Below are 25,108 nucleotides of genomic sequence, written 5' to 3'. Positions count from 1 at the left end.
ATATAAAAAACTAATCTAATTTTTTAAATGAATAAATTGTATGTGAACTTTGAAGCGTTCACAGATGTTTTATATAGTTTGAGTTATGAACTAATTGCAATCAAGAGAAAAATATTTATTTTACAACAGTATTCTTGAGTAATTAATTTTTAAGGGCAAGTATTCATTGTTGCAAATCCTGCGCGAGTACCAGAACCTCCGAGCGAAGTGAATATTCCTCCTGCTTGCAAAGTTGCCCCATTCACCGTTACGTTATTCATCTGTGCATTTGCATTGGGATCCCATGCTAGCGCATTACTAGTATTAATTGTTGTATTAAGAACCGCTAATCGATTTCTTGTGACTCCAGCTATGGTTGTAAACTTCCCAGCGACATATAATTTTGTACCATCCACTGCTACACCCATCACTAAATCATTTGCACCTGGATTCCAAGCTGTCGCATTACCTGTAGCAACTGTCGTATCCAGCGCTGCTATTTTACTTCTTGATTGACCACCGAGATATGTAAAATTTCCTCCGACATACATAGTTGTCCCAGAAAGTGCCATCGTTTCAACAAAATCATCTCCATATGGGTTCCAAGAAGTTGCATTATTATTTGCTGTATTCAGTGCTGCTATTTTACTTCTTGATTGCCCACCGATTACTGTAAATTCTCCACCGGCATACATAGTTGTCCCGGAAAGTACTAAAGAATAAATATACCAATCTGCACTTGGGTTCCATGAGGTTGCAGTGTTACTTCCTGTATTCAGAGCTCCAATGTAATTACGATTTGATCCTCCTAACTTCCAAAATCCTCCACCTGCATACAATGTTGTGCCGGACAAAGTGAGTGCATAGACAAAGCCATTTGCACCAGGATTCCAAGCTGTATAATTGGCCGTGGCAACTGTTGTATCAAACGCTGCAACGAAATTTCTTATTGTTCCACCGATGCTTGTAAAGTTTCCACCGACATATACATCTGTGCCAGACATTCCTATTGTAAAAGCGTCACCACCGGCATTTGGATTCCACGATGTCGCATTATTAGTATTAACAGTTGTATCAAGGGCCGCTAATCCACTTCTTGTTTGCCCACCGATTAATTTAAAACTTCCAGCGACATATAAAGTTGTACCAGACAGTCCTAAACCTTCGACGTAATCATATGCATCTGGATCCCAAGCTGTCGCATTAGAAGTTGTAGTATCAACGGCCGCGATATAATACCTTGACTGGCCTCCAATGCTATTGAAATATCCACCAACATATAAAGTTGTCCCAGAAATTAATATCGTCCTAACGGAATTGTTTGGACCTGGATTAAACGCAGTCGCATTCGCAGTGTTAATGGTTGTATCAACTGCCCCTAGACTATTTCTGGCTGCCCCGCCAAGTGTAGAAAATTTTCCACCGACATATAAAGTTGTACCCGAGAGTGCCATCGTCCATACGTCACTATTCGCACCAGGATTCCAAGCTGTCGCATTAGAAGTGTTAACTGTCATATCAAGTGCCGCGATATTAGTTCTTGATACTCCACCTGCCGTTGAAAATTTTCCACCGATATACAAAGTTGTACCGGAAACAATCATGGTATTAACGTAACCTGAACCACCTGTTGCACCTGGATTCCAAGCTGTCGCATTAGCAGTGTCCAGAGTTGTATCAATCGCAGCTATTCGAGTTCGTCCTACGCCGGCGATATTTGTAAAAATTCCACCTACATACAAAGTTGTTCCAGAAAGAGCTAGAGTATAAACATCATTATTAGCATTTGGATTAAAAGGATGAAGAGTTCCATCACTATTGATTCGAGCTATTCTATTGCGAGCAACACCTCCAACCTGAGTAAAATAGCCACCGATATACCAACCACCAGCTCCATCGGGAATAGCAGCTCCGACAAATCCATTCACTGATGGAAAAGCGGTATTAACAACTCCAGCAGCATTAATCTGAGTCCCCTGAGTATCAATCATATCATTTACCGCGGTAAAATATCCGCCAGCATATAACGTAGTTCCAGACATTGCTAATGCCTGTACTCTTTCGTTCACATTAGGATTAAAAGGTAATACAGCACCTGTAGAATCAATCGCTGCTAGATTTTTTCGAGCAACACCTTGAACAGTTGTAAAACTTCCACCGATATAAGTTGTTGTTCCATCAACTAACATGGTTCTAACTTCACCATTTACACTAACGGCTGGCCCATAAGTTACAGTACAACTAACTGTAGCAGCAGGTTTCCAAAAACCAATATTCACTCTTTGAGCGTAAAGATTAGTACTAATGAAAAATAAAAAAATTGAAATATATTTTAACATTTAAAATCCTGTTATCCATGAAACATAGACAACTGAACCAATTCTTTGTAATGAATAAATTGTATGTGTACTTGCTGTTCGAACAGCATTTGCTGGAATAAAACGATAAGAAACGGTTCCAGCATCATCACCTGTTGTTGTTGTACTAAAACTACATTGAGTCGTCGCTGTACTAGTGACGGCCAGAATATAACTACCACCATCACGAAGATTGGCGAAAGTTAGGTTTGCAGCACAACTATAACTAGTTGTTCCTGAGTTCCCATTGGCCCAATCGATGGCCCCTGTAGTCCCAGAAAAAGATTTTGATCTTATCTGTCCTTCAACGTTTAGTTTTGTATTTGTCACTGGAGTTGAACCGATACTGACGTTACCAGTTGAGCGATAAGCATCACTTCCACTCTTCGTCCACTGCCCATAAGCATCTACATATGTTTTTACATAATCAACGTTGGCCGCTTCATTAAGCGTTGCTCCAGTTGGAGTAGGAATATTTAAGAAGGCCGTGATCCCTACGATATTAAAACTTCCGGTAACTGTAGTAGAACCAGATTTAGAAACATAATCAGACTGAGTGTTTAGCATTTTTCCAAATGCAGCGAGAACAGTATCACCTGCTGCAATTGTTCCTGCTGTCGATGATAATCCAGTAAGAGTTGTTGCTCTTACATCAGTAGCAAAAGTTGCAAGCGATTTATCACCACGAAGATATTGTGCTGTCGTTCCTGCAGTGATTGCAGGTTCTTTTCCAGTTAATTGAGTTTGAATTGAGCTCGTTACTCCATCTAGATAACTATACTCAGTATTTGAAACGGCCCCACCACCAACTTTGGCAGCATCAAGCGCTGTGATTGTTGGGTTTGGATAAGTTCCGCTTAAGTCTCCACCTGCAGCTCCAGTCGGAGCACCACCACCACTTACTGTTGTCCAGCTTAATACACCAGAACCATTTGTCGTTAAAGCTTGTCCGGTAGTTCCATCTGAGTCTGGAAAAATAAGACTTCTATTTCCAGTTAATGTCGCAGCTGAAAGCTCTACGTAATTTGTAGCATTGGCACCATAGATACGAATTTTACTTACGTCTTGTGTAGTTGTTTTACTGATCGTAGCTTGTTTTGCAGCTAACTGAGTTTGAATTGAACTTGTCACTCCGTCTAAATAACTGAACTCTGCATTTGAAACGGCCCCACCACCAACCTTAGCAGCATCAAGTGCTGTGATTGTTGGGTTTGGATAAGTTCCACTTAAATCTCCACCGGCCGCTCCAGTTGGAGCTCCACCACCAGCGGCAGTGATCCATGAAGTGTTTCCACTTCCATCAGTTGATAAAACATATCCTGCTGTTCCAGCACTAGATGGTAATACTAAATTATAAGCAGCAGAAGTGGCATGACCTTTAATCGTCACGTAGTTTGATCCACCTTTAATTTTTAAATCATTATCAAGAGTCACAACTCCAGCAACTGTTCCACCAGCGGCCTTATCTAACTTTCCATCAGCATAAGTTTTGTTAACTGCCGAAGTCATTGTTAGAGGAACACTGTTAACAATAATATCCCCTGCACCTGATGCTGTAATAACATTAGTAAGAGTGATTGCACCAGATAAAGTATCCGGGCCATTTTTAATTAAATAATTTGATCCACCACTTGAAAGTGAATTAATTTGATTTTGAACTCTTCCAAATGCCTGCAACATTGTATCAGTCGCGGCCACTTGACCTGTTAACGTATTATCAAAACCAGTTAAGACAAGTCCTAGTGCTCTGGCATTTGTAAAATATAAATTTGTTCCTTCTGGAACTACTGTTGTATTTAAAGTAACGAAAGTTTTATCACCACGAAGATAAGTTGTCGTTGCAGCAGCTGTGATCGCTGGCTCTTTTGCAGTTAACTGAGTTTGAATTGAACTCGTTACTCCATCAAGATAACTGAACTCTGTATTTGAAACGGCACCACCACCAACTTTAGCAGCATCAAGTGCTGTGATCGTTGGGTTTGGATAAGTTCCGCTTAAGTCTCCACCAGCAGCTCCAGTTGGACCGCCACCTACAGTTGACCAACTTAAAGTACCTGAACCATTTGTAGATAAAACTTGTCCATTAGTTCCATCTGAATCTGGAAAAATAAGACTTCTGTTTCCTGTTAATGTCGCAGCTGTTAGCTCTACGTAATTTGTAGCGTTCGCGCCATAGATACGAATCTTACTTACATCTTGTGTAGTTGTTTTACTGATCGTAGCTTGTTTAGCATTTAATTGAGTTTGGATGTCAGAAGACACACCACTTAAATAACCTAACTTGGTAGTTGTTATAGTTGAGTCACTAAGAGCTCCTGACCCATCTGTTACAACAACAAAATTATTTCCACCTGTGTACGCTCCTGCTCCGGCATTATCAGTCACACAAGTTAAACTTGTTCCATCACCTTTTAAAACCTGGCCAGCAGAACAATTTGGCAGAGCGGCCTTGGCGAAAGCTGTAACCGACGGATCAGTTTCAGCAGATAGTTTTGCATTTAATTGAGTTTGAATTGAGCTCGTTACTCCATCAAGATAACTAAACTCTGTATTTGAAACGGCCCCACCACCAACTTTAGCAGCATCAAGTGCTGTGATTGTTGGGTTTGGATAAGTTCCACTTAAATCTCCACCGGCCGCTCCAGTTGGAGCTCCACCACCAGCGGCAGTGATCCATGAAGTGTTTCCACTTCCATCAGTTGATAAAACATATCCTGCTGTACCAGCTGTTGAAGGCAAGACTAAATTATAATTGGCAGAAGTTGCGTGACCTTTAATCGTCACATAATTCGTTCCACCTTTAACTTTTAAATCATTATCAAGAGTCACAACACCAGCAACTGTCCCGCCAGCGGTCTTGTCTAACTTTCCATCAGCATAAGTTTTGTTAACTGCAGAAGTCATTGTTAGGGGAACGCTGTTAACAACAATATCACCTGCGCCTGTGGCCGTGATCACGTTAGTAAGAGAGATGGCCCCTGAAAGAGTATCTGGAGCATTTTTAATTAAATAATTTGATCCACCACTTGAAAGTGAATTAATTTGATTTTGAACTCTTCCGAATGCTTCCAGCATTGTATCAGTCGCGGCCACTTGACCTGTTAGCGTATTATCAAAACCAGCTAAGACAAGTCCTAGTGCTCTGGCATTTGTAAAATATAAATTTGTTCCTTCTGGAACCACTGTTGTATTTAAAGTAACGAAAGTTTTATCACCACGAAGATAAGTTGTCGTTGCAGCAGCTGTGATCGCTGGCTCTTTTGCAGTTAACTGAGTTTGAATTGAACTCGTTACTCCATCAAGATAACTAAACTCTGTATTTGAAACGGCTCCACCACCAACTTTAGCAGCATCAAGTGCTGTGATAGTTGGGTTTGGATAAGTTCCACTTAAGTCTCCACCTGCAGCTCCTGATGGAGCGCCTCCACCACCAACTGTTACCCATGAAGTGTTTCCACTCCCATCAGTTGATAAAACATATCCGGCCGTACCTGCTGTTGAAGGTAGAACAAAATTATAATTGGCAGAAGTTGCGTGACCTTTAATTGTCACGTAATTCGTTCCACCCTTAACTTTTAAATCATTATCAAGAGTCACCACTCCAGCAACTGTTCCACCAGCAGTCTTATCTAATTTTCCATCAGCATAAGTCTTATTCACTGCTGATGTTGATGTAAGAGGAACACTATTAACAAGTAAATCCCCTGTGCTTGTCGCAGAGATCACACTTGTAAGAGTGATCGCTCCAGAGATTGTATCCGGGCCATTTTTAATTAAATAATTTGTTCCACCGCTTGAAAGTGAATTAATTTGATTTTGAACTCTTCCGAATGCCTGCAACATTGTATCAGTCGCGGCCACTTGACCTGTTAACGTATTATCGAAACCAGCTAAGACAAGTCCAAGTGCTCTGGCATTTGTAAAATATAAATTTGTTCCTTCTGGAACCACTGTTGAATTTAAAGTAACGAAAGTTTTATCACCACGAAGATAAGTTGTCGTTGCAGCAGCTGTGATCGCTGGCTCTTTTGCAGTTAACTGAGTTTGAATTGAACTCGTCACTCCATCAAGATAACTGAACTCTGTATTTGAAACGGCTCCACCACCAACTTTAGCAGCATCAAGTGCTGTGATTGTTGGGTTTGGATAAGTCCCGCTTAAGTCTCCACCTGCAGCTCCAGTTGGAGCTCCACCACCAGCGGCAGTGATCCATGAAGTGTTTCCACTTCCATCAGTTGATAAAACATATCCTGCTGTACCAGCTGTTGAAGGTAGTACTAAATTATAATTGGCAGAAGTTGCATGACCTTTAATTGTCACGTAATTCGTTCCACCTTTAACTTTTAAATCGTTATCAAGAGTCACAACACCAGCAACAGTTCCACCTGCAGTTTTGTCTAATTTTCCATCAGCATAAGTTTTATTAACTGCCGAAGTCATTGTTAGAGGAACGCTGTTAACAACAATGTCACCTGCGCCTGTGGCAGTGATGACATTCGTAAGAGAGATTGCACCCGATAAAGTATCCGGAGCATTTTTAATTAAATAATTTGATCCACCACTAGTCAGAGAGTTAATTTGATTTTGAACTCTTCCGAATGCCTGCAGTACTGAATCCGTTGCGGCCACTTGTCCCGTTAAAGCATTATTAAATCCTGCTAGCGGAACACCAAGTGCTCTGGCATTTGTAAAATATAAATTTGTCCCCTCAGCAACTACAGTTGTATTTAAAGTGACAAATGTTTTATCGCCACGAAAATACGTTGTAGTTGCTGCTGCTGTAATGCTTGGTTCTTTTCCGGACAGTGATGTCGCAAGACCATTGATCTTTGTTTGTGAGATCGCAGCGTTTGCAATATGAGCATCTGTAATTTTATTGTTACCGATTGTTGGGTTTGGATAAGTTCCGCTTAAGTCTCCTCCAGCGGCCCCAGTTGCTCCGGCACTAGTCACAGGTCCAGCAACCCACTTCACACCATTATAGACAAGACCATCTCCTACAATCGGAGGACTCGTCGTTAAATCGACATCACCCATTAAATCTAAGTGGTAATCGTTTTTAGTAGCTACGATAGCTCCGCTTCTACCAAATACACTTACGATTGTTGTTGAATTTTCAACCTGCTCAAATGTCACACCATCATCATTAAGAACAATCCAGTCCCCAACGTTGAATGCACCATGAGCAACATTAATAATAAAATAGTCACCTGGAACTAATGCTCCGACTGCCGGTAGAGCTGGAAGTGAACCCCATACTCCTTTATAACCAAGTCCATTTACCGAACGAGGTCTCCACTTTCCTGTGGCAGCATCATAAGATAAAACTTGTTTGTCTGTTGGTGCAATATTACAAGCAATGCTCTTTCCACCAAGTGTTGAATCACAAAGAGAGAAATCAACTGTAAAAGTTGAAGCTGCACTAGCATTCGATAAAATAAAATCAAACACTCTTCCGGCCGCAAAAGTTACGTTCGAAATAGTATTGGCCACAAGTGAAGTTTTAGTTTGTGATTCGATCTGAAGGACATTATTAGTTGCACCTTCACGTATTTTGAAATTAGTAACTGTATTTAGATTATGTCCAGTAATGATGATTTGATGATTAACGACTTTAACATTTGTAATACTGATACTTAAATCAGTTATTCCTAGTTTGGGGATATTGACTGAGATCTTACTCTTAGGAACACATCCTGCTATAAAGACTGATAGCGTGAGGGTCAAAAAGGTAAATAGCTGATGTCGATAAATCGTTTTTATTTTAACCATAGTAATTATGATTATCGTCGAATCCTGTTTATTTTCATGGAATATAAACAACAAAATTAATTTTATGACCTTAGAAAAACCTATACGTAGGTATCTATTTAATATTATTTATTTACAATCTTAAGAGTTCCTGTATTTTCATGGATAAGCAAAATTATGCTTAGTGGAATGAGGAAAATTTATCCGGACAATAGCCCTACAAATGAGCATCACTTCTCAAAGTCCTTAATTTGCGTCTAATTTATTTGTATACCGAATGATTTATTAAAGACTTCCGAGACTTTGATAATCGTGTAAAACCTTCGCTCGTAAGAGAGGAACCTTCATTCGACGATCATAACCTAGAAGATGGGCCACACTTCTTAAGAGCTCTAATTGCTCAGTACGATTCCCGAGCGATTCAAATAAACTTAAAAGATAAACTGTGTTCTTAGCGAATGTTTCTACATAAGAAAACACTGCAAGTTTAAACTCCGGATCAGGATTGTAAAACTCACATCCAATAAAGTTGATAAAAACTTTATCAACGTTACTTTGATTTTCAAATGATCTCACCATACGCACTTTCGTTTTAATAATTGTGCGTGCGAAATCATCAGTTGAAAGTTGTTTCACATCATCAAGCGACATTCCCTGAAAACGCGGATACTGAATCAGGTTAACAGCAATTGGAAGAGAATTGATTTCAGGAATATGTGGAAGTTCAGATAACAGCAGTCCACCTTCTGAAAGATTCAGTGTACGTGCTTTAAAGACATGCTCCCCATCAACATATAGTGCAGTTGATTTAAGGGGAGCACGTAAAAATTTTCTTTGCAGTCGCGGATCAGACATTTAAACCTTATAGAAGTTTTGAGGCCACTTCTGATAGTGGAGATCTCTCACCTACTCTTAATGTTGTGTGAGCAATAATATCTTCAGTTTTTAAACGTTCAACAACGTAAGCTAAACCATTATTCGTTTCATCCAGGTATGGACTATCGATCTGCTGAGGGTCACCTGTTAATACGATCTTTGTTCCTTCTCCCGCTCTTGTAACAATTGTTTTTACTTCGTGCGGAGACAAGTTCTGTGCTTCATCGACAATCAAGTACTGACCTGGGATCGAGCGACCACGGATATAAGTCAGAGGTTCAACGTGTAACATACCTTGGTTGATAAGTTCTTCGTATGAAGTCCCTGCTTGTTTTCTATTCTGGTTGAATAGGAAGTCCATGTTGTCAAAAATCGGCTGCATCCATGGAGCTAACTTTTCATTTACGTCACCTGGTAAATAACCAAGGTCGCGTCCCATCGGCTGGATTGGACGAGAAACTAGTAAACGAGAGTATTTCCCCTGAACGATTGCTTTTTCAAGACCAGCTGCGATTGCTAATAATGTTTTACCAGTACCAGCTTTACCAACTAGAGACACAAGAGCGATCTCATCATTTAATAAAGAATCCAGGGCGAATTGTTGTTCAACGTTCTTTGGGTAAATTCCCCAAATACCTTCACGAAGAGAAATTAGAGGAACAATTCCTTTTTTCCCAGCGTGGAATCTTCCCAGAAGTCTTCTTCTTGGATTGTGAAATTCTTGAAGAACAAAATATTCGTTAGGAAAAACACCTAAAGATTCATCTTCATCTAGTGCAAGAAAACGATTGGCTTCATATTCTTTTAATCTCTCACCAGAGATTTCAAAAGTTCTTTGCCCAGAGTAAAGCTCTTCAAACGTTACATCCATCTGACCGTAGTCATCTGCCGGAACACCTAAGATATCTGCTTTTAAACGAAGGTTGATATCTTTAGTAACAAGAAGAACGTCTTCACCTTTAAGCTTTAGAGCAAGGGCACTCGACAGAATCAAGTTGTCATTTAAAGTTACATCAATTGGAAGTGATTTATCATTTACGTAAAGATCGACAGACACAATAAGTGTTCCACCGCTCTCTAGAGTTACACCATTAGATAGTGCACCTTGAGATCTTAAATCATCAATGAAGCGTGAAAAGTTTCTCGCATTTCTTCCGTTCTCATTTTGATCTTTTTTGAAACGATCAATTTCTTCGATAACGATAAGAGGGATAAAGACTGTATTTTTGCCAAATTTTCTAAATGCAGCAGGGTCAAAAAGAAGGACGTTAGTGTCCAGTACATAAGTCTTTTTCAACAATACCTCCGTGTATTAAAGACAGAGCGAAACAGTCAGTTAATTTACTTGATTTCGATGTCTCTTGATAAAAATTGTAGAGAATTAGATGTCGAAAGAAAAGTCAAAAAGACTAATATAAACAATGAATCTTTTGGCTTCCTGTTCACGGAATTTTGAACCCACTTCGATACCGTAGAATCCGGCAGTGAGTTTTACTGGCCATAACTTAACTGATCCACCGTAAGAAACATAACCTTCACTCCATCCGGCGTTCAATGTAATGAGAGGAAAAGAGAATTCAGAACCAAAGTGAAACTTGCGTGCGAAGGCTTCGGTGCTATTTAACGGGCGAAGATCTGCGGATAATGTGTAGTCGAATAATCCGAAGTCTTCTTTATAAGCGATACCTGTATTGATCGACATTGCTTGATTGGGAACTTCTCCAATCCCTTCAGTCTTTTTGAAACGAGTGTCACCGATATCTAATATTGAGAAACCAGCTGTGAAAAGGCCGCGTCCGCGAGCGTAAGCGTACTCTGTTCCAAGGTCTACTCCCCAAGCTTTTCCTTTTGAGTAACCTAAGGCCTCTTTAAGATCGCTCATGCTAGTTGATCCAGAGTTGATCTTATTAAGTAGTGTCGTTCCAAAAAGATCGTATTGATCACTCATCCCTTCACGGTTGATATGCTTAACGGCGATCCCAAATGAAACTCTCTGCCCGGTTACAATTTTTTGCTTAGCTGATTTTTTGATTCTTGAAGCAAAAGCTCCACTTCCAATATTATGAGCATATCCAGCGATAAAACCACGGTCATAACGGTAATCAACATCTAAGATTGGATGAATGGCATTTCTTAAAACCATGTTCGTTTTTGAACTGGCAAAGAGACTCATTCCAAATCCTGCCATTTTTAAACCTGGAAAAACTGATGCCTGAAGAGAAACCGGATAATTTAAAATTCTATCGGCAATCGCCGAAGGATCACTCTTGGGAAAATCTTTGAATCTATCTGTATCTTTTATAGCATTAGTTCCACCGAGACTTGGATTAATCGGTGTAAGAGATACGCCTTTATTTCTTCCCAATGAAGCTGGGTTATAAAATAAAGTGTATTCGTCATCAGCAATTGCGGTGTAAGCATCTCCCATTAATTGGGCGCGAGGGCTTCTTCCGATGTAACCAATCTCTTGAGAAAAAACTTCAGTGTTACTCAGTAAGATGAATAGAATTAAGAAGGTTTTTTTCATTATTTGACTAAACTCTCGAAGAAAACTGCATAATAAGAAGAGAGTGTTATTTCATCTATATCTGAATCATTTTCACAATTAGTCTGGCTTAAAACTGTTGCTGTGGGAGTAAAGTCTGGATCAATTCCTTCAAGGGCCGCTTTCTTGGCATTAATTTGAGTTGTGATTGTTGTGATGTCATCCAACTTTCCCCCACCCGCTGTTGCAATTACGCTTGGAAGAATATCTAGAATATTATTAAGTAAAACGGTCCCTTCACATAATCTTTTGCGACGGTCTGATACACCTAAAGCTAGCTGAGTATTAGAAGAATTGTCTGTTACGCATACACCAGTGTTACCTGTTAAGAGATAGGCCTTTACTAAAGGATCTGTCGTTGTGTAATCTGTAAAACACGTATTAGATCCACTTCCACCACCTTTCACGCCAGCAGCATTTGTATCAGCATAAACTTTCATTAATTTTCCAGTTTGCACTAACATCATAAAAGCAAGTTGTGAGTTAATATCACCGGCCTGATTAAAAGAAAAATGCTTCGCTCGTTCAGAGGCGCTTGGATCTGTGGTTTCCGCAATTCCTCCAGCATAAAGCAAGATATCAATAGCAGTCTGTAAATCTCTAAAGCTTGAATCATCGGTTAAAGGAGATGTCGTTGTCACAAGTGATGTTTTATAAGTCGTCATTCCACCAAGTGGTGATGGAGTTGCAGTCTTTGAAATATCATCAGCGAAAAAAGAAGTTGTCGAATAGCCTGCTCTACATGCATAACCTGTCGATAGAGTTTTTAAATAAAGAGCATTAGTATTTTGTCTTCCCATTGATTCAAGTAAATCAATCGCTGGCTGACACTGTCTTGTACTTAGATAAATATTCGCACTTAAAATAGCATCTTTAACTTCTTGCTCTTTACTTTTCCCACAAGAAAACGACAGCATTAAAACTGCAATTAGAAATGTTGATTTGATAGAGCGAAATGACATCAAAGTACCCCTCATAATATTATGCCTTCACAGGGCACAACATGATATTAGGGGAATATTTCTCCGTCTTTAGTGATTCAGGAAGTGCACGATCTTCGTAATCGCCTCTGAAAACACTTCCTTATGCAGTACCAGACTAATTCGAGCGGAATTCATCATTCCGAAATCTGTCCCTGGAACTATGACGACACCCAAACTATTTAACATGTCTTCACAGATTTTTACTGCGTAGTCTGTCTTGTCGTTTTTATCGATTTGGTATTTTTTAAAGACTGGTGTCTGAGTGAAATCGATCATGAAATAAAAAGCTGAAGTCGGCTGATACCAGCATTTCATCAGATTGTTATCTTTTAATTTTTCGCGAATAATCGTCGCGTTGTCTCTCAAGTGATCTTTAACTGGAATTAAAAACTGAGATGAGTTGGCGAAGTTGTAACTCATCATCGCACGTTGAACCAGTGAGTTTGCACTGCTGGTTAACTGTCCTTGAAGGTTCTCGATCCCCTTGCAAATATTCTTCGGTCCAACACAATATCCGATACGCAGACCTGTTGAAGCGAAGGCCTTTGAGATCCCGTCAACGATGATTGTGCGCTTTAATAGTTCAGGTTTTTTCTGATAAAAATATGTTGGTTTTGGATCGTAATAACAAACTTCGAAATAAATTTCATCACTGATCACGGCCACATGTGGATACTCTAAAAGTAAATCAGCGAAGTCACTCATCCACTCATTTGAGTAGTGAACACCAGCTGGATTGTTCGGGCTATTAATGATGATTGCTTTGGTTTTTTCTGAAATAGCTTTTCTAATTTCTTGAAGTGGCGGTGTAAAAACATCAAAGATTGATGATTGAACAATAACCGGAACTCCCCTGCAGAACTTGATCATTTCAGGGTAAGAAATCCAGTAAGGTGCGATGATAATGACTTCATCTCCTGGATCAACAATGGCACCTAAAATATTTGAGATCGAGTGTTTGGCACCGTTAGAAATAACACAATCAAAAGCTTCACCATCAAGCTCAGCTGCTGAAAAATTAATTCCGCGAGTCTCTTCAATGTGGTGAACGATTTTTTTTCTAAGATCGACGAAGCCTGCAACAGGGCTGTATTGATACGACTTTAAAAAGTCGAGTTCATCTCTGATGGCATCTAAAAAACCTTGTGGTGGACGGAATGGAAGTTGTCCTGCTGTCAGATTGTAGACCTGCACTCCAGCTTCACTTAGCTCAACTGCTTTTGAGTTGAGTTTTAAAGTTACACTTTCGGCCATGCCTTTTACACGAGAGCTCAATTCCATACAATTCCTTCAAACTAGTAGAGAGACAAACCTAACTCTTAAAAAAGCAGTCAGACTCATCCTTTTTTTATCACTAGTAAAAATGCTAACGCATTTTTTAGGTTTGTTGTGGAAAATTTGTCACGTAGATGAAGTTATCGCCTTGTTCGTAAACCTTAGCAGGAGTAAGTCCCAACTCACTTATCTGCGCCTGACTCAACCCTTTTTTAGGATCTGATTCAATCCAAAGTTGACCAAAATACCAAGACTCTTCTTTGAGGAATTTTACGATATCTAAATAAATATGTTTTTCTGAGTAAGGAGGATCTAAGAATATAACCGTCTCACCTTTTTCGGCTTCACTAAATTTTTCATATTCAGCTCGAAAAGTTTTGATCCATTTCTCTGCCGGAAAATATGAACAGTGGATCTCGCCAGTTTTTTTATGGTGATTGCGAACCAGTAAATTCTCTCTATTTTCTTCTAAAATTTTTAGAACATGACGGTTCACTTCATTGATAAAAACTCGCTTTGCCCCTCTCGACCACGCTTCAAACGCCATCGCTCCGGAACCAGCACATAAATCAACAAAAGTGACATCACCTAAGTCTTGATAAAAATCATAAATTCTTCTTCTGAGCATGATAGATGTCGGGCGAATCAAATCACCCTTTGGAACGTCAAGAATCTGGCCGCGGGCGAACCCACCTAGAATTTTTATACTCACTTTAGCTCTTATGCTCCACTAAAAAGAAATTAAGCTGATTTCTTTTTAGTAGAATTTGCAGATGAAGTCAGCGGAATAGTAAATTTCATTCCATTTTCCATCGAGACAGTGCATCCCGAATCTTCGCTGATACAAAGCTCAACGCCAGATAAAGTAACTACAAGGCCTTTCACCGGATCGATAGTAAGCTTTGCAGTTTCCTGCCCTACCATGAAATCCAGATTCAGACTCATTTGACCGTGGGCCGCAAAACTCACGCCTGATGATGTATTTGTTGATGGTGTCGCCACTGCAACTGGCGCTACTTTTTCGAAAGCAAGAACCTGCGCTTTAGTCTCTACGACTTCTGCAAGAGGAGTCGCTTCAACGACAGCTGATGTTTCAGATGCTGCTTCTTCAAGCTCCATCGCCAACTCTGCATCGATTTTTTCTTGAAGAGTCATAGGCACATCTTCAGCTTCGAATTCTTTTTCGAGGTCTTCAATTTCAGACATAATGTCGTGAAGTTCTGATTCATTAAAGTTCGTTGTTTCCTCTTCAGAAGAAACGTCGCCATCTAAAATTGAATCTACATCGTCAAAAATATCGTCCATAGACGCCCCTCGTAAAAAACAAAAAACCACTAATGAAACTACGCATTTAATGCGGGTTTATTGCCAACTTATCGACCAACTTTGTAGAGTTCTTTAGATGTTTCTCATATCCCAGTAAATCCTTAGGCTTATATTGAAAAAAATCTTCAAAAAATGAATTTTTTCCATGACTTCCGGTTTCAGTTTTGTAACTATTTTATGCCAAAAACAAATTAATTTGGTTGGTTATTTTTTAGGATTAAAAAGTTGGATTACAACAACGTTAAACCACAACAGTCATGGCCGGAAGCAGGCCAAACGTCATCACTTCGTGATGAGACGTCGACTATTGCCCAGTTTAATCCTTCTGAATTTTTTATTCCGGGCTGGAAAGGCGAAGGCCTGATCACTGCTTCGGCAATCGTCATCAAAAATTCTTTAAGCAATCTTTCAATTGATGCTCAGGCCTTATTTAAAAAAACTTGTTCAACAAGCAAGTCGATGAAGCTGCAAACTTACAATGAATTTTTGCATTTTGCTGAGTACGCCAAACTAGATACAAGTCTGCTGACTCAGCACCAGGATTTCTGGCTGCACGTTCAGGATGAGACTTCTCCCCTTAAAAAATCTATCGACGACTTTTTAAAAGTTCACTGCTTCAGAGCTGTAGCGATTTATTTATTTAGAATTAAATTCATTATGGATTTAGCTAAAGAACACCGCTTGAATGTTACTGAAGACGTTCTGATGAACCCACTGTCGTTCTTAGGGAAAATCTTTGTTAAAGACAGTTCAACTGAACTTCTTTGCGATTCACTTCAGATCAACCAGTACAGCTGGTACCGTCCGACAAATGAGTACAAAGATTCACTATTAAAATTAAAAGACGCTTTCGAAGGTGTGACGTTAACTGAATTAATTAAAATTATCTCTACACCAAAAGACGATAAGATTTACTCGATCAGAAACTACTCTCACTCGCTTTCTCACTTATCATTCGGTTTATTAGTTAACGAACTGTTAATCAAGTTCCCGACATGGTTAAAACCAGAAAGCAAAAGCCAAAAGAAAATGTTCTCGAATGAGAAACTGTGTGTTCTTCCAAAAACAATCAACACACGTTTTGCAGGAAACCACGTTTCATCGATGGCCCTGTCTCACTGGCTTGCTCAGGATACCAACGTTAAAATTTCTCAATGGAACAATTTAATTTGTCCAGAGTTCGAAGGACTGGAATTTATCGATGGTCAGTTCTTAAAGATCTGCCAGGAACTTCAATTCCTAAGTTTCCTTACAAGAATCGCAGCTGAACACAAATACGAGATCATCCCGTTCATTTGTAAAATCATGCGCGAAAAATATAAGAACTCACCGGATGACGGTCTTGCTCAACCATCGTTTTTTAACCTTGGTGAGATTCCTTCTTCAAACGATACACTTTATAGCCGTATTGTTTTAAACCTGACTGAGCTTCCAAAAACGAACCCGCACCACTTTTTAATTCAACAGATCCAGGCCCAAAAAGCTTACCTGAAAAAAGATGCGATCGTTTACGTTTTCACAAACCAAAAACTCTTTGTTCCATCACACTCTGACCGTGTTGAGCAGCTTTTAAAAGACTTTAAAGTCGAAGCAAGTCTGAATATGGAAGAGCTAAAAGGTAAGGGCGAAATCGCTCATTACGCTTACGTATTAACAAGAAGAACAGCTGAACCAGCTTTAAACAAACACCTGTTTGAAGTGAACCGCAAAATGAAAGAGACATGTCTATCATTTGAATTCCGCGGTAACCTGACACGATTCAACAAGTTCAATAAACTGGTTGAAGAGCTTCAGACTTTTATTAAAAACAAAAACCCAATCACGTCTCCGATCTTCGTTAATGAAATTGAAAAAGATATTTTCTTTGAATTCCACACTGACGCTATCATGGACGGAAAATTAGTTTCTTCAGTAGCAAGCAAAGATGCAGGACATCTTCCACACCCTAGTTTCTTCAAGAACCTGACAAAAAGCTCTACATCACTAGACACTTTCTTCAATATTGAATTGATCGCTCACGATGACTTCAATGCTGAAAAACAAAGTATATCAGCGTCTCTATTAGGCCTTAAATCAGGACCTGAAAGACAATACCCTCTTCTATTAATCGTTAACCAAAACGACCCGATGGACGTGAAAATTGAACTTTCACCGATCGATGCCTACAGAGGAAAGCTCAACCAATACGGAACAGCTTTCTATTACTATTTTGGATTAATTCCAAAGCACCCGGCAATCAACCTTAACGTTTTCAGAGAGTACTTCTCTTCAATGTTAGGTCACCAGATCATTCAACTTCAATTAAGTGATGGGCCGGCAAAATTAAAAGCAAAACTAAGATCACTTTTAGTTCCGAACTTTTTTGCTTCAACTCAGTTCATGCCAGCTAACTTGAAAACTCAGTTTAACTTTTTAGACCTGGATACAAACGATCTAAGAAACTTCCACCCGGATGAATTAAGATCGAAATTCAACGCTGTAAAAAATCAGGTTGCAGAACACTCTAAGGTTTATCCTTGGCATCTTTTAAGCCTTGTTTCGCACTTTAAATTACAAGTGAAGACTTTGGTTGAAGAGCTGGAAGACGGAAAACCACAAAGCTATAACTTCAGTAATCCACTTATTTCCAATGAACTGATGAAGCTTAAGTCGTATGCCATTTATCCAAAAAATGACGACGTTTACGTTGAATATAAGATTAAAAACAATCAGGATCTTCAACTTCCGCTTACAAGCATGAAGATTTTAACGACTGATGATATGTCTGTGTTGGTATTCAAAAACCAGGATAAAGACGTTATTCATCTTCATTCAACAGCTGTAATGATTCATTTCATTAAGTTTATTCTTCAGACTGCTAATGGGATTAAGATCGCTGATATTCTACTAAACCTTAAAGTTCCAACGATTAAAGATTTACTTGAAACGACAAAAAGTTTTGAGAATTTAAAGACAACACAAACTGCCCTTCTGAAAGAATCAGAAGAGCTGATTGCTAATATTTTAAGATCTGAGGTTTCTAGATAGTTGAACTAGACTCTGATGACATCGCCGCCAGAATTTCTTTTTTACTTCCCACTTTTAAATCAACCAGACGTCCCTGATTAATACCTGTTTCAGTAGAAGCGACAGCTGCTTTAAAGATGATTTTTACTCGTCCACCAATCACATCTCCATTCTGATCAAGCTTGTTATCCAGTTGGATTTTTGCCTGAACTTCATTTAATAATGACTGACAAATTTGAAGGTCAAGATCCAGGGCCGTCCCTGTATCTCCTAAACCAACTCTTTGTTTAAGGATTGCTTCTTCAAATCCGCCACCTGAGTGGATAAGATCGAAGGCCACAACGTCACCCAGTTTATGAGCGAAAACTGAGATATTCTTCTCACCATTATTAGATGATTGAGTTGAATTGATAGCGTATGAGAATAAATGAAATAGAGTTTGCTCTAGTTCTTCCTGACGAGCACATACTTCCAGCGTCTCAGAGATATTCATATCGATTTGCACACCTTGTGAGAATAGTTTCTCAGCAAGTAAATCAACTACGTTTGAGCTCATACTCTCAAGATTGATGTTATGAAGTTTGATGGCCGCAGTATTATCTGCAGAAACACCGATCGAGTCGTCTTCCCAGATTTTATCAATCGTGAAGGCCGCTTTTTTAGAGTCGACTCCCATTGGAGTCACTAAAGTTTCCAGAGACATTTTATTTCTACCCTTTTCCGAAATAGCATAAGCATGAAAGTTTGAGAAAAGCTTAGAGCAGTTCATCAGGTTGTTTTGTTCAAGGGCCACTCTGATAATTTCGCCAACCTTAACACTCGCTCCTCCCCCATTATTAAGAAGTTCAGCGTGAGCTTCGTTTTCACGAGCATTGTTTGAAAGGCGACGACGAGTCAGTCCCATATATTCAGCAATCATTAGTATAACTAAAAGAGTCGCTGAGATGAAGAAAAAATTCTTTTGTACGTTTTGTGAATTAGTTATCTGAGTTTTGTAAGTGTTTGTCGATTCTAAAATTTCATCTTTAGTCGTTTCGATTTTTTCAAAACGAGACCCAACATCTCTTGCCCCCGCGTTAGCAGCAAAATTTTTTGCTCCGTTTGGTGCAAGGATATCTTCATGGAACCAGTGAACGTTAGAAGCAAGGTTGCTTAGAAGTTTTGCTGTTCCCGAAAGCTCTTTCTGGAAAGAATTTTCAACTGTTAAAATTCCTTCTGCAAGGCACTCTTCAGTTAAATTTTGGAAATTTTGTGTAAGGTAAGTGGATGTTGTGTCACCTAAAAGATTGGCAGTGTATGTTTGATTCACTCTTGTAAAACAAGTTTGAATTCCACTTTCAAAATTTGTAAGACGTTTCACCTGTCCGGAATTTTCTTGAATGCTGTATGTAGTGAAGATCAATCCTGCCAATATAAAAAGGCCTGCGATGCTTCTCTTATTTTCCAGAACATTAATTAGCTTTTTCATGAAATTGCAATCCTTGCAAAGTTTAGGACATTCTCGCCCTCTATAATTCTACTCCCCCCCGAATTTCGGTCAACATATAGGATAAAAATACCTGTGTTTTCCTAGGAGGAAGTTGTAAGATATCGAAATGATCAGGAATACCGATTCTAAATCTAAATTTTACTACGCCCTTCTTGCTGCACTTATCCTCCATGCGGCAATTCTTTCCTTTGTTCACAGTGATTTAAATAATTCCGAGTACAAGGCCTTGCTTTCAAAGATTGCGAAGACAGAAACTCGTCCAATTAAGTTAGATAAGATTGATTTTATTAATCAAAGTGAAGTTGAAAAGATCAGACGTGTGGGAATTAAGAACGGAAAAAAAGATTTGCAGCGACCGGATCTTGCCATCAAACGTCCGAGTCCACCTCCGTCAAAAGCTCAAAAAGGAAGTCCAGGTCAGGCCCCGGCCCTGTCTTTGGAAAAACTTGCACCCGTTTTACCTAAACCCGAAATGGCAAAAAAACCGATTGAGCCGCCAACTCTCAAGCCACAAAACCCAATGGCACAGAAACTTTTAGGAGCAACTCCTTCAACAGATCCAGGCCATTTTTACTTTAATCCACGAGCTGAAAAAGTCATTCGTCCTTCGGCAGAGCAGGAAATTTTAAAAACTCAGGCCGCTAAAAACTTCACGGCCCCACAAAATAAAGCGACAGATAGAATTTCAAATTTCGAAATCCGCTATGAGAGACCAGAAGGTGTTTCAGAAGATGAGTTAAACTCTGATGAGAAGGCCTATTACTCTTTTTATGTAAGAAGCTACCAAAATTACTTTTCAAAAATTTATGCTAACTATGAAAAGATCGTGATCGAAAGACCAGGTCTTGCCAGTGTCTTCGATAAAAAGCACTTACTCATTGGGAAAATCGACTACGATGAGAATGGAAATATTGTGACAGTGAAGATTATTAAGTCGTCTGAGAACGATGACCTTCACTACTTCTTTGAAGAGACTCTAAAGCAGTTAACTCAGCCCAATCCACCTAAGGTTTTTACAAAAAACCGCAAGCAATTTTCAATTTTTTATCAATTACAAATTAACTAAAGAATTGTCTTAGAACCACAAAAAGCATTAATCCAAGTACGTAGGTCTTGATCATGTTTTTTGAGCTTAAGTTTTTTAGAAATTCAGTACCTGCTGTATCGATATTCTTAATCTTCTTTTTGATTTTTAAACGCAGTTGCTCTTTTTCATTGAGTTCAAAAACTCTGAACACATCGTGCACTTCCCTCTCAAAAGACGCTTTTGTATCAGCATCAATCTGAGGTTTAGGAATGAAAAATGTCGCTTGTTGATTTTGTAGTTCAAAATTCTTTAGTGCCGTACTACATGCTTCGCATTTGTCTGCATGTTTGTTAATGCTGACAAAAGCTTCGTCTTCGAAATCAAGATCAATTAAAGAGAAAATGCTTTTAGTGTGTATACAAGATTTAAGTGAATTTCCAGAAGCTGATAAAACCTGAACGTTACGCCTATCCAATCATTAATCCTTAGTTGTGGTTTCTAACATCATTTTGAATTGCTTCAGAATGAGCTGGTACATTGTTGACCATTTTAATACGAGCTGAGTATAAGTGTGCCAGGACTTCGCCGCGCGATTGTCCCAAAATAAATTCTATTACATCCATGGGAAAGTCAGTTCTCTCTTTTAAAAATAGAGCTGCCTTATCATCAAATTCCAGAGCAAAAAATCCCGAATTGTCTTCGATGGATTTAAAACTCATACGCAATTGGTTGTAGCGCTTTTTTGCAAGTTCATACATTGATCTATAAAGATGGATTTTGATATCTTTAGAATTGTGAACCAGTTCCGACTCACTCGTAGAACTCCACTTATCAATCAGAGTTCTCTTCTGAATAATAAATGCGCTAACTGAATCAATCATCAGTTGTGTTGCCTGAAGGTCGTCTGGGATCAAAATAAAAGCGAAGCTGTAAAGTTCAGTGCTTAAATTTTGGATTAGTTTTTCGAGTTCTAAAGTTTTCATGTCTCATTCTTGAATCGGCCAGTCCTTGGTCCCGATCTCTATATTCTACTCCTGTCCCAAATTGTTTACAACTAGGACGCCGACGTGGATTCAAGCCCTTACAACAAGAGTAAGATCAAATAAGCTTAAGATACATTTAATTTTCAAGAAATTTACTGAAACGGTCGATTAGTATCAAGAGTGACCTTAATAGGCAGGAATATTTTATGAAAAATTTAATGAAGACATCGCTTTTTATGACCTTAGTTTTGATGATGGCCGTTGGTTGCCAGCAGAAAACTTCGACTAATAAAAAATCGAGTTCAACTAGTAATTCTTCTACTGGTACTGGGACAATCGATCTTAGTACAGGAAACCAGACACTAGATGGATGTGATGGTGTTTATAGAGCTGATGCAACTTCTTGTTATAGATCTGACATTCCTACTTTTACCCTAAGTGGAACTTCGACGAGTACAGGTGTTTCTATCGGACCTGTTTTATGGTCTTCTAGAACAAGTCTTCCAAGCACATACTCTCAAAACAGCTTTGTCACTGATGCTACTTTTAAAGTAAGAATTAAACCTTCATATCCAAACGCGAATGCACGTTCAGCACAAGGAAGATTATGTTCAGGTCCAATGGCCTACAATTTTACCAGAGTGAAAGTTTATTTAATGTTAAGAAGAACGATCGATTCAATTACAACTTATAAAGAAATTACTGCGAAGGTTGGTGCTTACTCTACAAAAACAGCGCTTTCAATTCCTGGTGGAACAACTGAACCATACATTTTAGAAGTTGTAGGTATTGCAACTGACCATAGATGTAATGCTGCTTACGGATCATTATCTGCTAACGAAAAAGCTGCATGTACTGCTGGAACATATTGGGGAAGTATCCCACTGGTTGTTTCTTCAGCTTACCCAGATGCACTTACAAGCTGTGCAGGGATTACACTTGAATACTCGACTGATTCAACTTACGACCTTCCATAGTTAATCAAAAAAAATTACGAATATAAAAAGAGAGGTTCATCCTCTCTTTTTTTTATTTAAATACCTTAATTTTGTCTCAATCTACTCCACTGCTAAACAGTTCCTTAAATTTATCTCGATAAGCCTGCAACCTTTCTAATCTAATAGGAGTCATCATGAAATTTTTCTTGAGCGTTATGCTAACGACGTTTCTTGCAACGAGCGCTTTTGCTGAAGCACTTACACCAGAGCAAACAACTGCTCTTGCAGCTAAAGTAGAAGAACTAAAAAAAATGGGATCTGATCCAAAAGTTGTTGAAGCAGTTAAAGCTGTAAACGCGACAGCTCTTGCAGACTATAAAGACATGACTCAGGATAAGTGGAAAGACCTTCCTGTTCTTGATCCAAAAGTACGTTACTTCAGCAAGAATCCTCTAGCTGAATTTTTAAAATCTAAAAAAACTGAAATGACGACAGAGATGTTTGTTAATGCTGCTGACGGAACAAAAGTTGCGTTCTTATCTAAAACATCAAACTGGTCACACAAAGGAAAACCAAAACACGACGATCCAATGGCCGGTAAGGTATGGCAAGGATCTGTTGAAATGGACGACTCTACTGGACTAAAAAGTGTTCAGGTCGCTGTTCCAGTTATGGACGGTGGTAAAGCGATCGGATCAATGGTTGTTGGATTTTCAGTTACGAAACTTAAATAATTAGAACACTCACAGAGATGAAAGATGCTTAAGAAATTTGGATTACAGAAATATTTATTATTTATTGTTTTTGGAGTTGTATTACTTAGCTTCCTTTCATCTCTTTTTACCGTGATCTACATTCAGAAAAATATGAATGAACTTCTTGCTGCTACTGAAGAGGGCACTGGAAGTAGCACAAGCATTATTGAGCTTTCTATCGATATCTCTTCAGTTCAATCAGGTCTCTCACCTCTTTTAACCGAGAAAGACCCGGACGTTCTTGAAGCTTCAATTATTAAGATCAAAGACAAAATCAAAGAAGTTTCAGGTGATATCGAAAAATGTCGTTTTGACTGCCAAAAAGTAGCCGCACTCGATAAACAATATCAGGAGAAAGTAACTGAACTTATCGACAAAAAAATACTTCTGGGAAAAACGGCCGAAGCGATTGAATACTTTATTCAGGATGTAAGTCCCATTTATCTTCAATCAATGACAGAACTGGAAGCTCGTGGCGAAACTATCAAAAAAGACGCCGAAGCTTCAATTAAAAAATCTCAAGAGCAAGCACTACAGTTAAAAATTGCTATCATTGCCTCAAGTGCCTTCATGATTTTTGTGATCATCCTAGGTGGTCTTTCATTTAGAAAAGGACTGGTTCAGGTACTAAAGCAGATCTCAGAAAAATTAAATGGAAGTACCTCTACTCTCCATGAAACCTCTACGAAAGTAGGAACAACAAGTGACTTCTTATCGGAGTCATCGAATCACCAGAATGCGAGTATTCAGGCAACATCTCAAGCGGTTCAAGAGATTTCGTCTATGACAGAAATTAACCGCAACAACGTTATGATCTCTACTAAAAACGCCAAACAAAGTCAGACGAAAATCACAGAAGGAAAATCAGCGATTTCTCAGATGATTAAATCAATAAATCAGATTAGCGACTCTAATAAACACATGATTGATCAGATCAATAGAAATGATGCTGAGTTTGCTGAAGTAATCGCAGTTATTAAAGATATCGATGATAAAACGAAAGTCATCAATGACATCGTTTTCCAGACAAAACTCCTGTCTTTTAATGCTTCTGTTGAAGCCGCTCGCGCTGGAGAAAATGGAAAAGGATTCGCAGTTGTTGCGGAAGAAATTGGTAAACTTGCCGTGATGAGTGGCCAGTCTGCTGATGAGATTTCAAAGCTTCTCAATTCAAGTGTTCAAAGAGTTAATGACATCGTAAAGCACTCACAATCTTCGATGATAACGATCGTGGAGAGTGGAAAAGATACGATTGTTGAAGGAAATAGAAACGCTGAAAATTGCAATATCATCTTCGATCAGATCAGTGCTGAATCAGAGAATATTTGCAGTATTTTAGAAGAAATTAACAATGGAACCCAAGAGCAAAGTAAAGGGATTGAAGAAGTGAATAAATCGATGCTTCAGTTGAATGATGTTGCTAATAATAGTCAGAGAGTGGCGCAGGAATCGCAGCAAATGTCAGCTAAACTTGGCGAGCAGTCTGAGTCGCTTGGGCAAGTTGTGGATGAATTAATGACTATGCTTGATGGAAATAAGGCCAGCTAATCAATCCAGCCGATTAATCTTAGAACATCGGTTGTTCCTTGATAAAAAAACTTGCAGCCAACAATAATAATAATTCCTCCTGCAGCAGCGATGCTTCTTCGGTAAGGCATTAATAAATTTTTCCTTGATTCCTCTTCCCTTAATTCTTTTTTAAGGTCTTTCATAATTTGGTCATGCTTCTTTAAATCTTTTCCAACAATCCAAATTCCCAATGGAACCATCACAAATGAAATTAAATATTTTATATAAAAAGCCATCAATTAAAAGTAT

18 protein-coding genes are annotated in these 25,108 nt (G+C 38.9%); 5 read left to right on the top strand and 13 right to left on the bottom strand.

Annotated features, from left to right (window positions below; translation table 11 throughout):
• Positions 1–149: 149 nt before the first annotated feature.
• The 9 genes from SHI21_RS12835 to SHI21_RS12795 all read right to left on the bottom strand — a co-directional run bounded on the left by SHI21_RS12835 (position 150) and on the right by SHI21_RS12795 (position 15,071).
• Positions 150–2,318 (bottom strand): delta-60 repeat domain-containing protein, encoded by a 2,169-nt coding sequence (locus tag SHI21_RS12835; RefSeq protein ID WP_323576995.1) that lies wholly within the window; start codon positions 2,316–2,318, stop codon positions 150–152.
• Positions 2,319–8,108, bottom strand: coding sequence for a beta strand repeat-containing protein (locus SHI21_RS12830; RefSeq protein WP_323576994.1), 5,790 nt, complete (start codon positions 8,106–8,108; stop codon positions 2,319–2,321). It lies immediately after the preceding gene.
• 264 nt (positions 8,109–8,372) lie between these two features.
• On the bottom strand, positions 8,373–8,942 hold the full coding sequence (locus SHI21_RS12825) for a PilZ domain-containing protein (RefSeq protein ID WP_323576993.1): 570 nt from the start codon (positions 8,940–8,942) through the stop codon (positions 8,373–8,375).
• 7 nt (positions 8,943–8,949) lie between these two features.
• A complete protein-coding gene (locus SHI21_RS12820; protein ID WP_323576992.1) occupies positions 8,950–10,260 on the bottom strand; it encodes a PhoH family protein in 1,311 nt (436 codons plus the stop codon).
• An 84-nt stretch (positions 10,261–10,344) separates the two neighbouring features.
• The gene (locus SHI21_RS12815) at positions 10,345–11,490 is read right to left on the bottom strand and encodes a hypothetical protein (protein WP_323576991.1); all 1,146 of its coding nucleotides are present in this window, start codon (positions 11,488–11,490) and stop codon (positions 10,345–10,347) included.
• Positions 11,490–12,470: a hypothetical protein gene (locus SHI21_RS12810; protein ID WP_323576990.1), complete on the bottom strand. Its 981-nt coding sequence runs from the start codon at positions 12,468–12,470 to the stop codon at positions 11,490–11,492. The genes SHI21_RS12815 and SHI21_RS12810 overlap by 1 nt, the downstream gene beginning before the upstream one ends.
• 69 nt (positions 12,471–12,539) lie before the next feature.
• On the bottom strand, positions 12,540–13,772 hold the full coding sequence (locus SHI21_RS12805) for a pyridoxal phosphate-dependent aminotransferase (RefSeq protein WP_323576989.1): 1,233 nt from the start codon (positions 13,770–13,772) through the stop codon (positions 12,540–12,542).
• 97 nt (positions 13,773–13,869) lie between these two features.
• Positions 13,870–14,478 (bottom strand): RsmD family RNA methyltransferase, encoded by a 609-nt coding sequence (locus SHI21_RS12800; protein ID WP_323576988.1) that lies wholly within the window; start codon positions 14,476–14,478, stop codon positions 13,870–13,872.
• Positions 14,479–14,507: 29 nt separating this feature from the next.
• On the bottom strand, positions 14,508–15,071 hold the full coding sequence (locus SHI21_RS12795) for a hypothetical protein (protein ID WP_323576987.1): 564 nt from the start codon (positions 15,069–15,071) through the stop codon (positions 14,508–14,510).
• A gap of 246 nt (positions 15,072–15,317) precedes the next feature.
• On the opposite strand from SHI21_RS12795, the gene SHI21_RS12790 reads away from it, so the two are divergent.
• The gene (locus SHI21_RS12790; RefSeq protein ID WP_323576986.1) at positions 15,318–18,119 is read left to right on the top strand and encodes a hypothetical protein; all 2,802 of its coding nucleotides are present in this window, start codon (positions 15,318–15,320) and stop codon (positions 18,117–18,119) included.
• On the opposite strand, the gene SHI21_RS12785 is transcribed toward SHI21_RS12790, so the two are convergent.
• Positions 18,112–19,566: an ATP-binding protein gene (locus SHI21_RS12785; protein WP_323576985.1), complete on the bottom strand. Its 1,455-nt coding sequence runs from the start codon at positions 19,564–19,566 to the stop codon at positions 18,112–18,114. The genes SHI21_RS12790 and SHI21_RS12785 overlap by 8 nt on opposite strands.
• A 127-nt stretch (positions 19,567–19,693) precedes the next feature.
• On the opposite strand from SHI21_RS12785, the gene SHI21_RS12780 reads away from it, so the two are divergent.
• On the top strand, positions 19,694–20,653 hold the full coding sequence (locus SHI21_RS12780; protein ID WP_323576984.1) for a hypothetical protein: 960 nt from the start codon (positions 19,694–19,696) through the stop codon (positions 20,651–20,653).
• Here the strand turns inward: SHI21_RS12780 and SHI21_RS12775 are convergent.
• Both SHI21_RS12775 and SHI21_RS12770 read right to left on the bottom strand, forming a co-directional pair.
• Positions 20,646–21,089 carry a hypothetical protein gene (locus tag SHI21_RS12775; RefSeq protein WP_323576983.1) on the bottom strand — a complete coding sequence of 148 codons (444 nt, stop codon included), beginning with the start codon at positions 21,087–21,089 and terminating at the stop codon, positions 20,646–20,648. The genes SHI21_RS12780 and SHI21_RS12775 overlap by 8 nt on opposite strands.
• A 10-nt stretch (positions 21,090–21,099) precedes the next feature.
• Positions 21,100–21,597, bottom strand: coding sequence for a hypothetical protein (locus tag SHI21_RS12770; RefSeq protein WP_323576982.1), 498 nt, complete (start codon positions 21,595–21,597; stop codon positions 21,100–21,102).
• Positions 21,598–21,803: 206 nt separating this feature from the next.
• On the opposite strand from SHI21_RS12770, the gene SHI21_RS12765 reads away from it, so the two are divergent.
• The 3 genes from SHI21_RS12765 to SHI21_RS12755 all read left to right on the top strand — a co-directional run bounded on the left by SHI21_RS12765 (position 21,804) and on the right by SHI21_RS12755 (position 24,838).
• Positions 21,804–22,574, top strand: a complete 771-nt coding sequence (locus SHI21_RS12765) for a hypothetical protein (RefSeq protein ID WP_323576981.1) — start codon at positions 21,804–21,806, stop codon at positions 22,572–22,574.
• Positions 22,575–22,729: 155 nt separating this feature from the next.
• Positions 22,730–23,269: a hypothetical protein gene (locus SHI21_RS12760; protein WP_323576980.1), complete on the top strand. Its 540-nt coding sequence runs from the start codon at positions 22,730–22,732 to the stop codon at positions 23,267–23,269.
• 24 nt (positions 23,270–23,293) lie between these two features.
• A complete protein-coding gene (locus tag SHI21_RS12755; protein WP_323576979.1) occupies positions 23,294–24,838 on the top strand; it encodes a methyl-accepting chemotaxis protein in 1,545 nt (514 codons plus the stop codon).
• Here the strand turns inward: SHI21_RS12755 and SHI21_RS12750 are convergent.
• A complete protein-coding gene (locus tag SHI21_RS12750) occupies positions 24,835–25,098 on the bottom strand; it encodes a hypothetical protein (protein ID WP_323576978.1) in 264 nt (87 codons plus the stop codon). The two genes, SHI21_RS12755 and SHI21_RS12750, sit on opposite strands and share 4 nt — an antisense overlap.
• Positions 25,099–25,108 lie beyond the last annotated feature (10 nt).

The organism is Bacteriovorax sp. PP10 (assembly GCF_035013165.1).
GTDB classification, from domain to species: domain Bacteria; phylum Bdellovibrionota; class Bacteriovoracia; order Bacteriovoracales; family Bacteriovoracaceae; genus Bacteriovorax; species Bacteriovorax antarcticus.
This window is presented reverse-complemented; position numbering and strand designations above follow the sequence as displayed.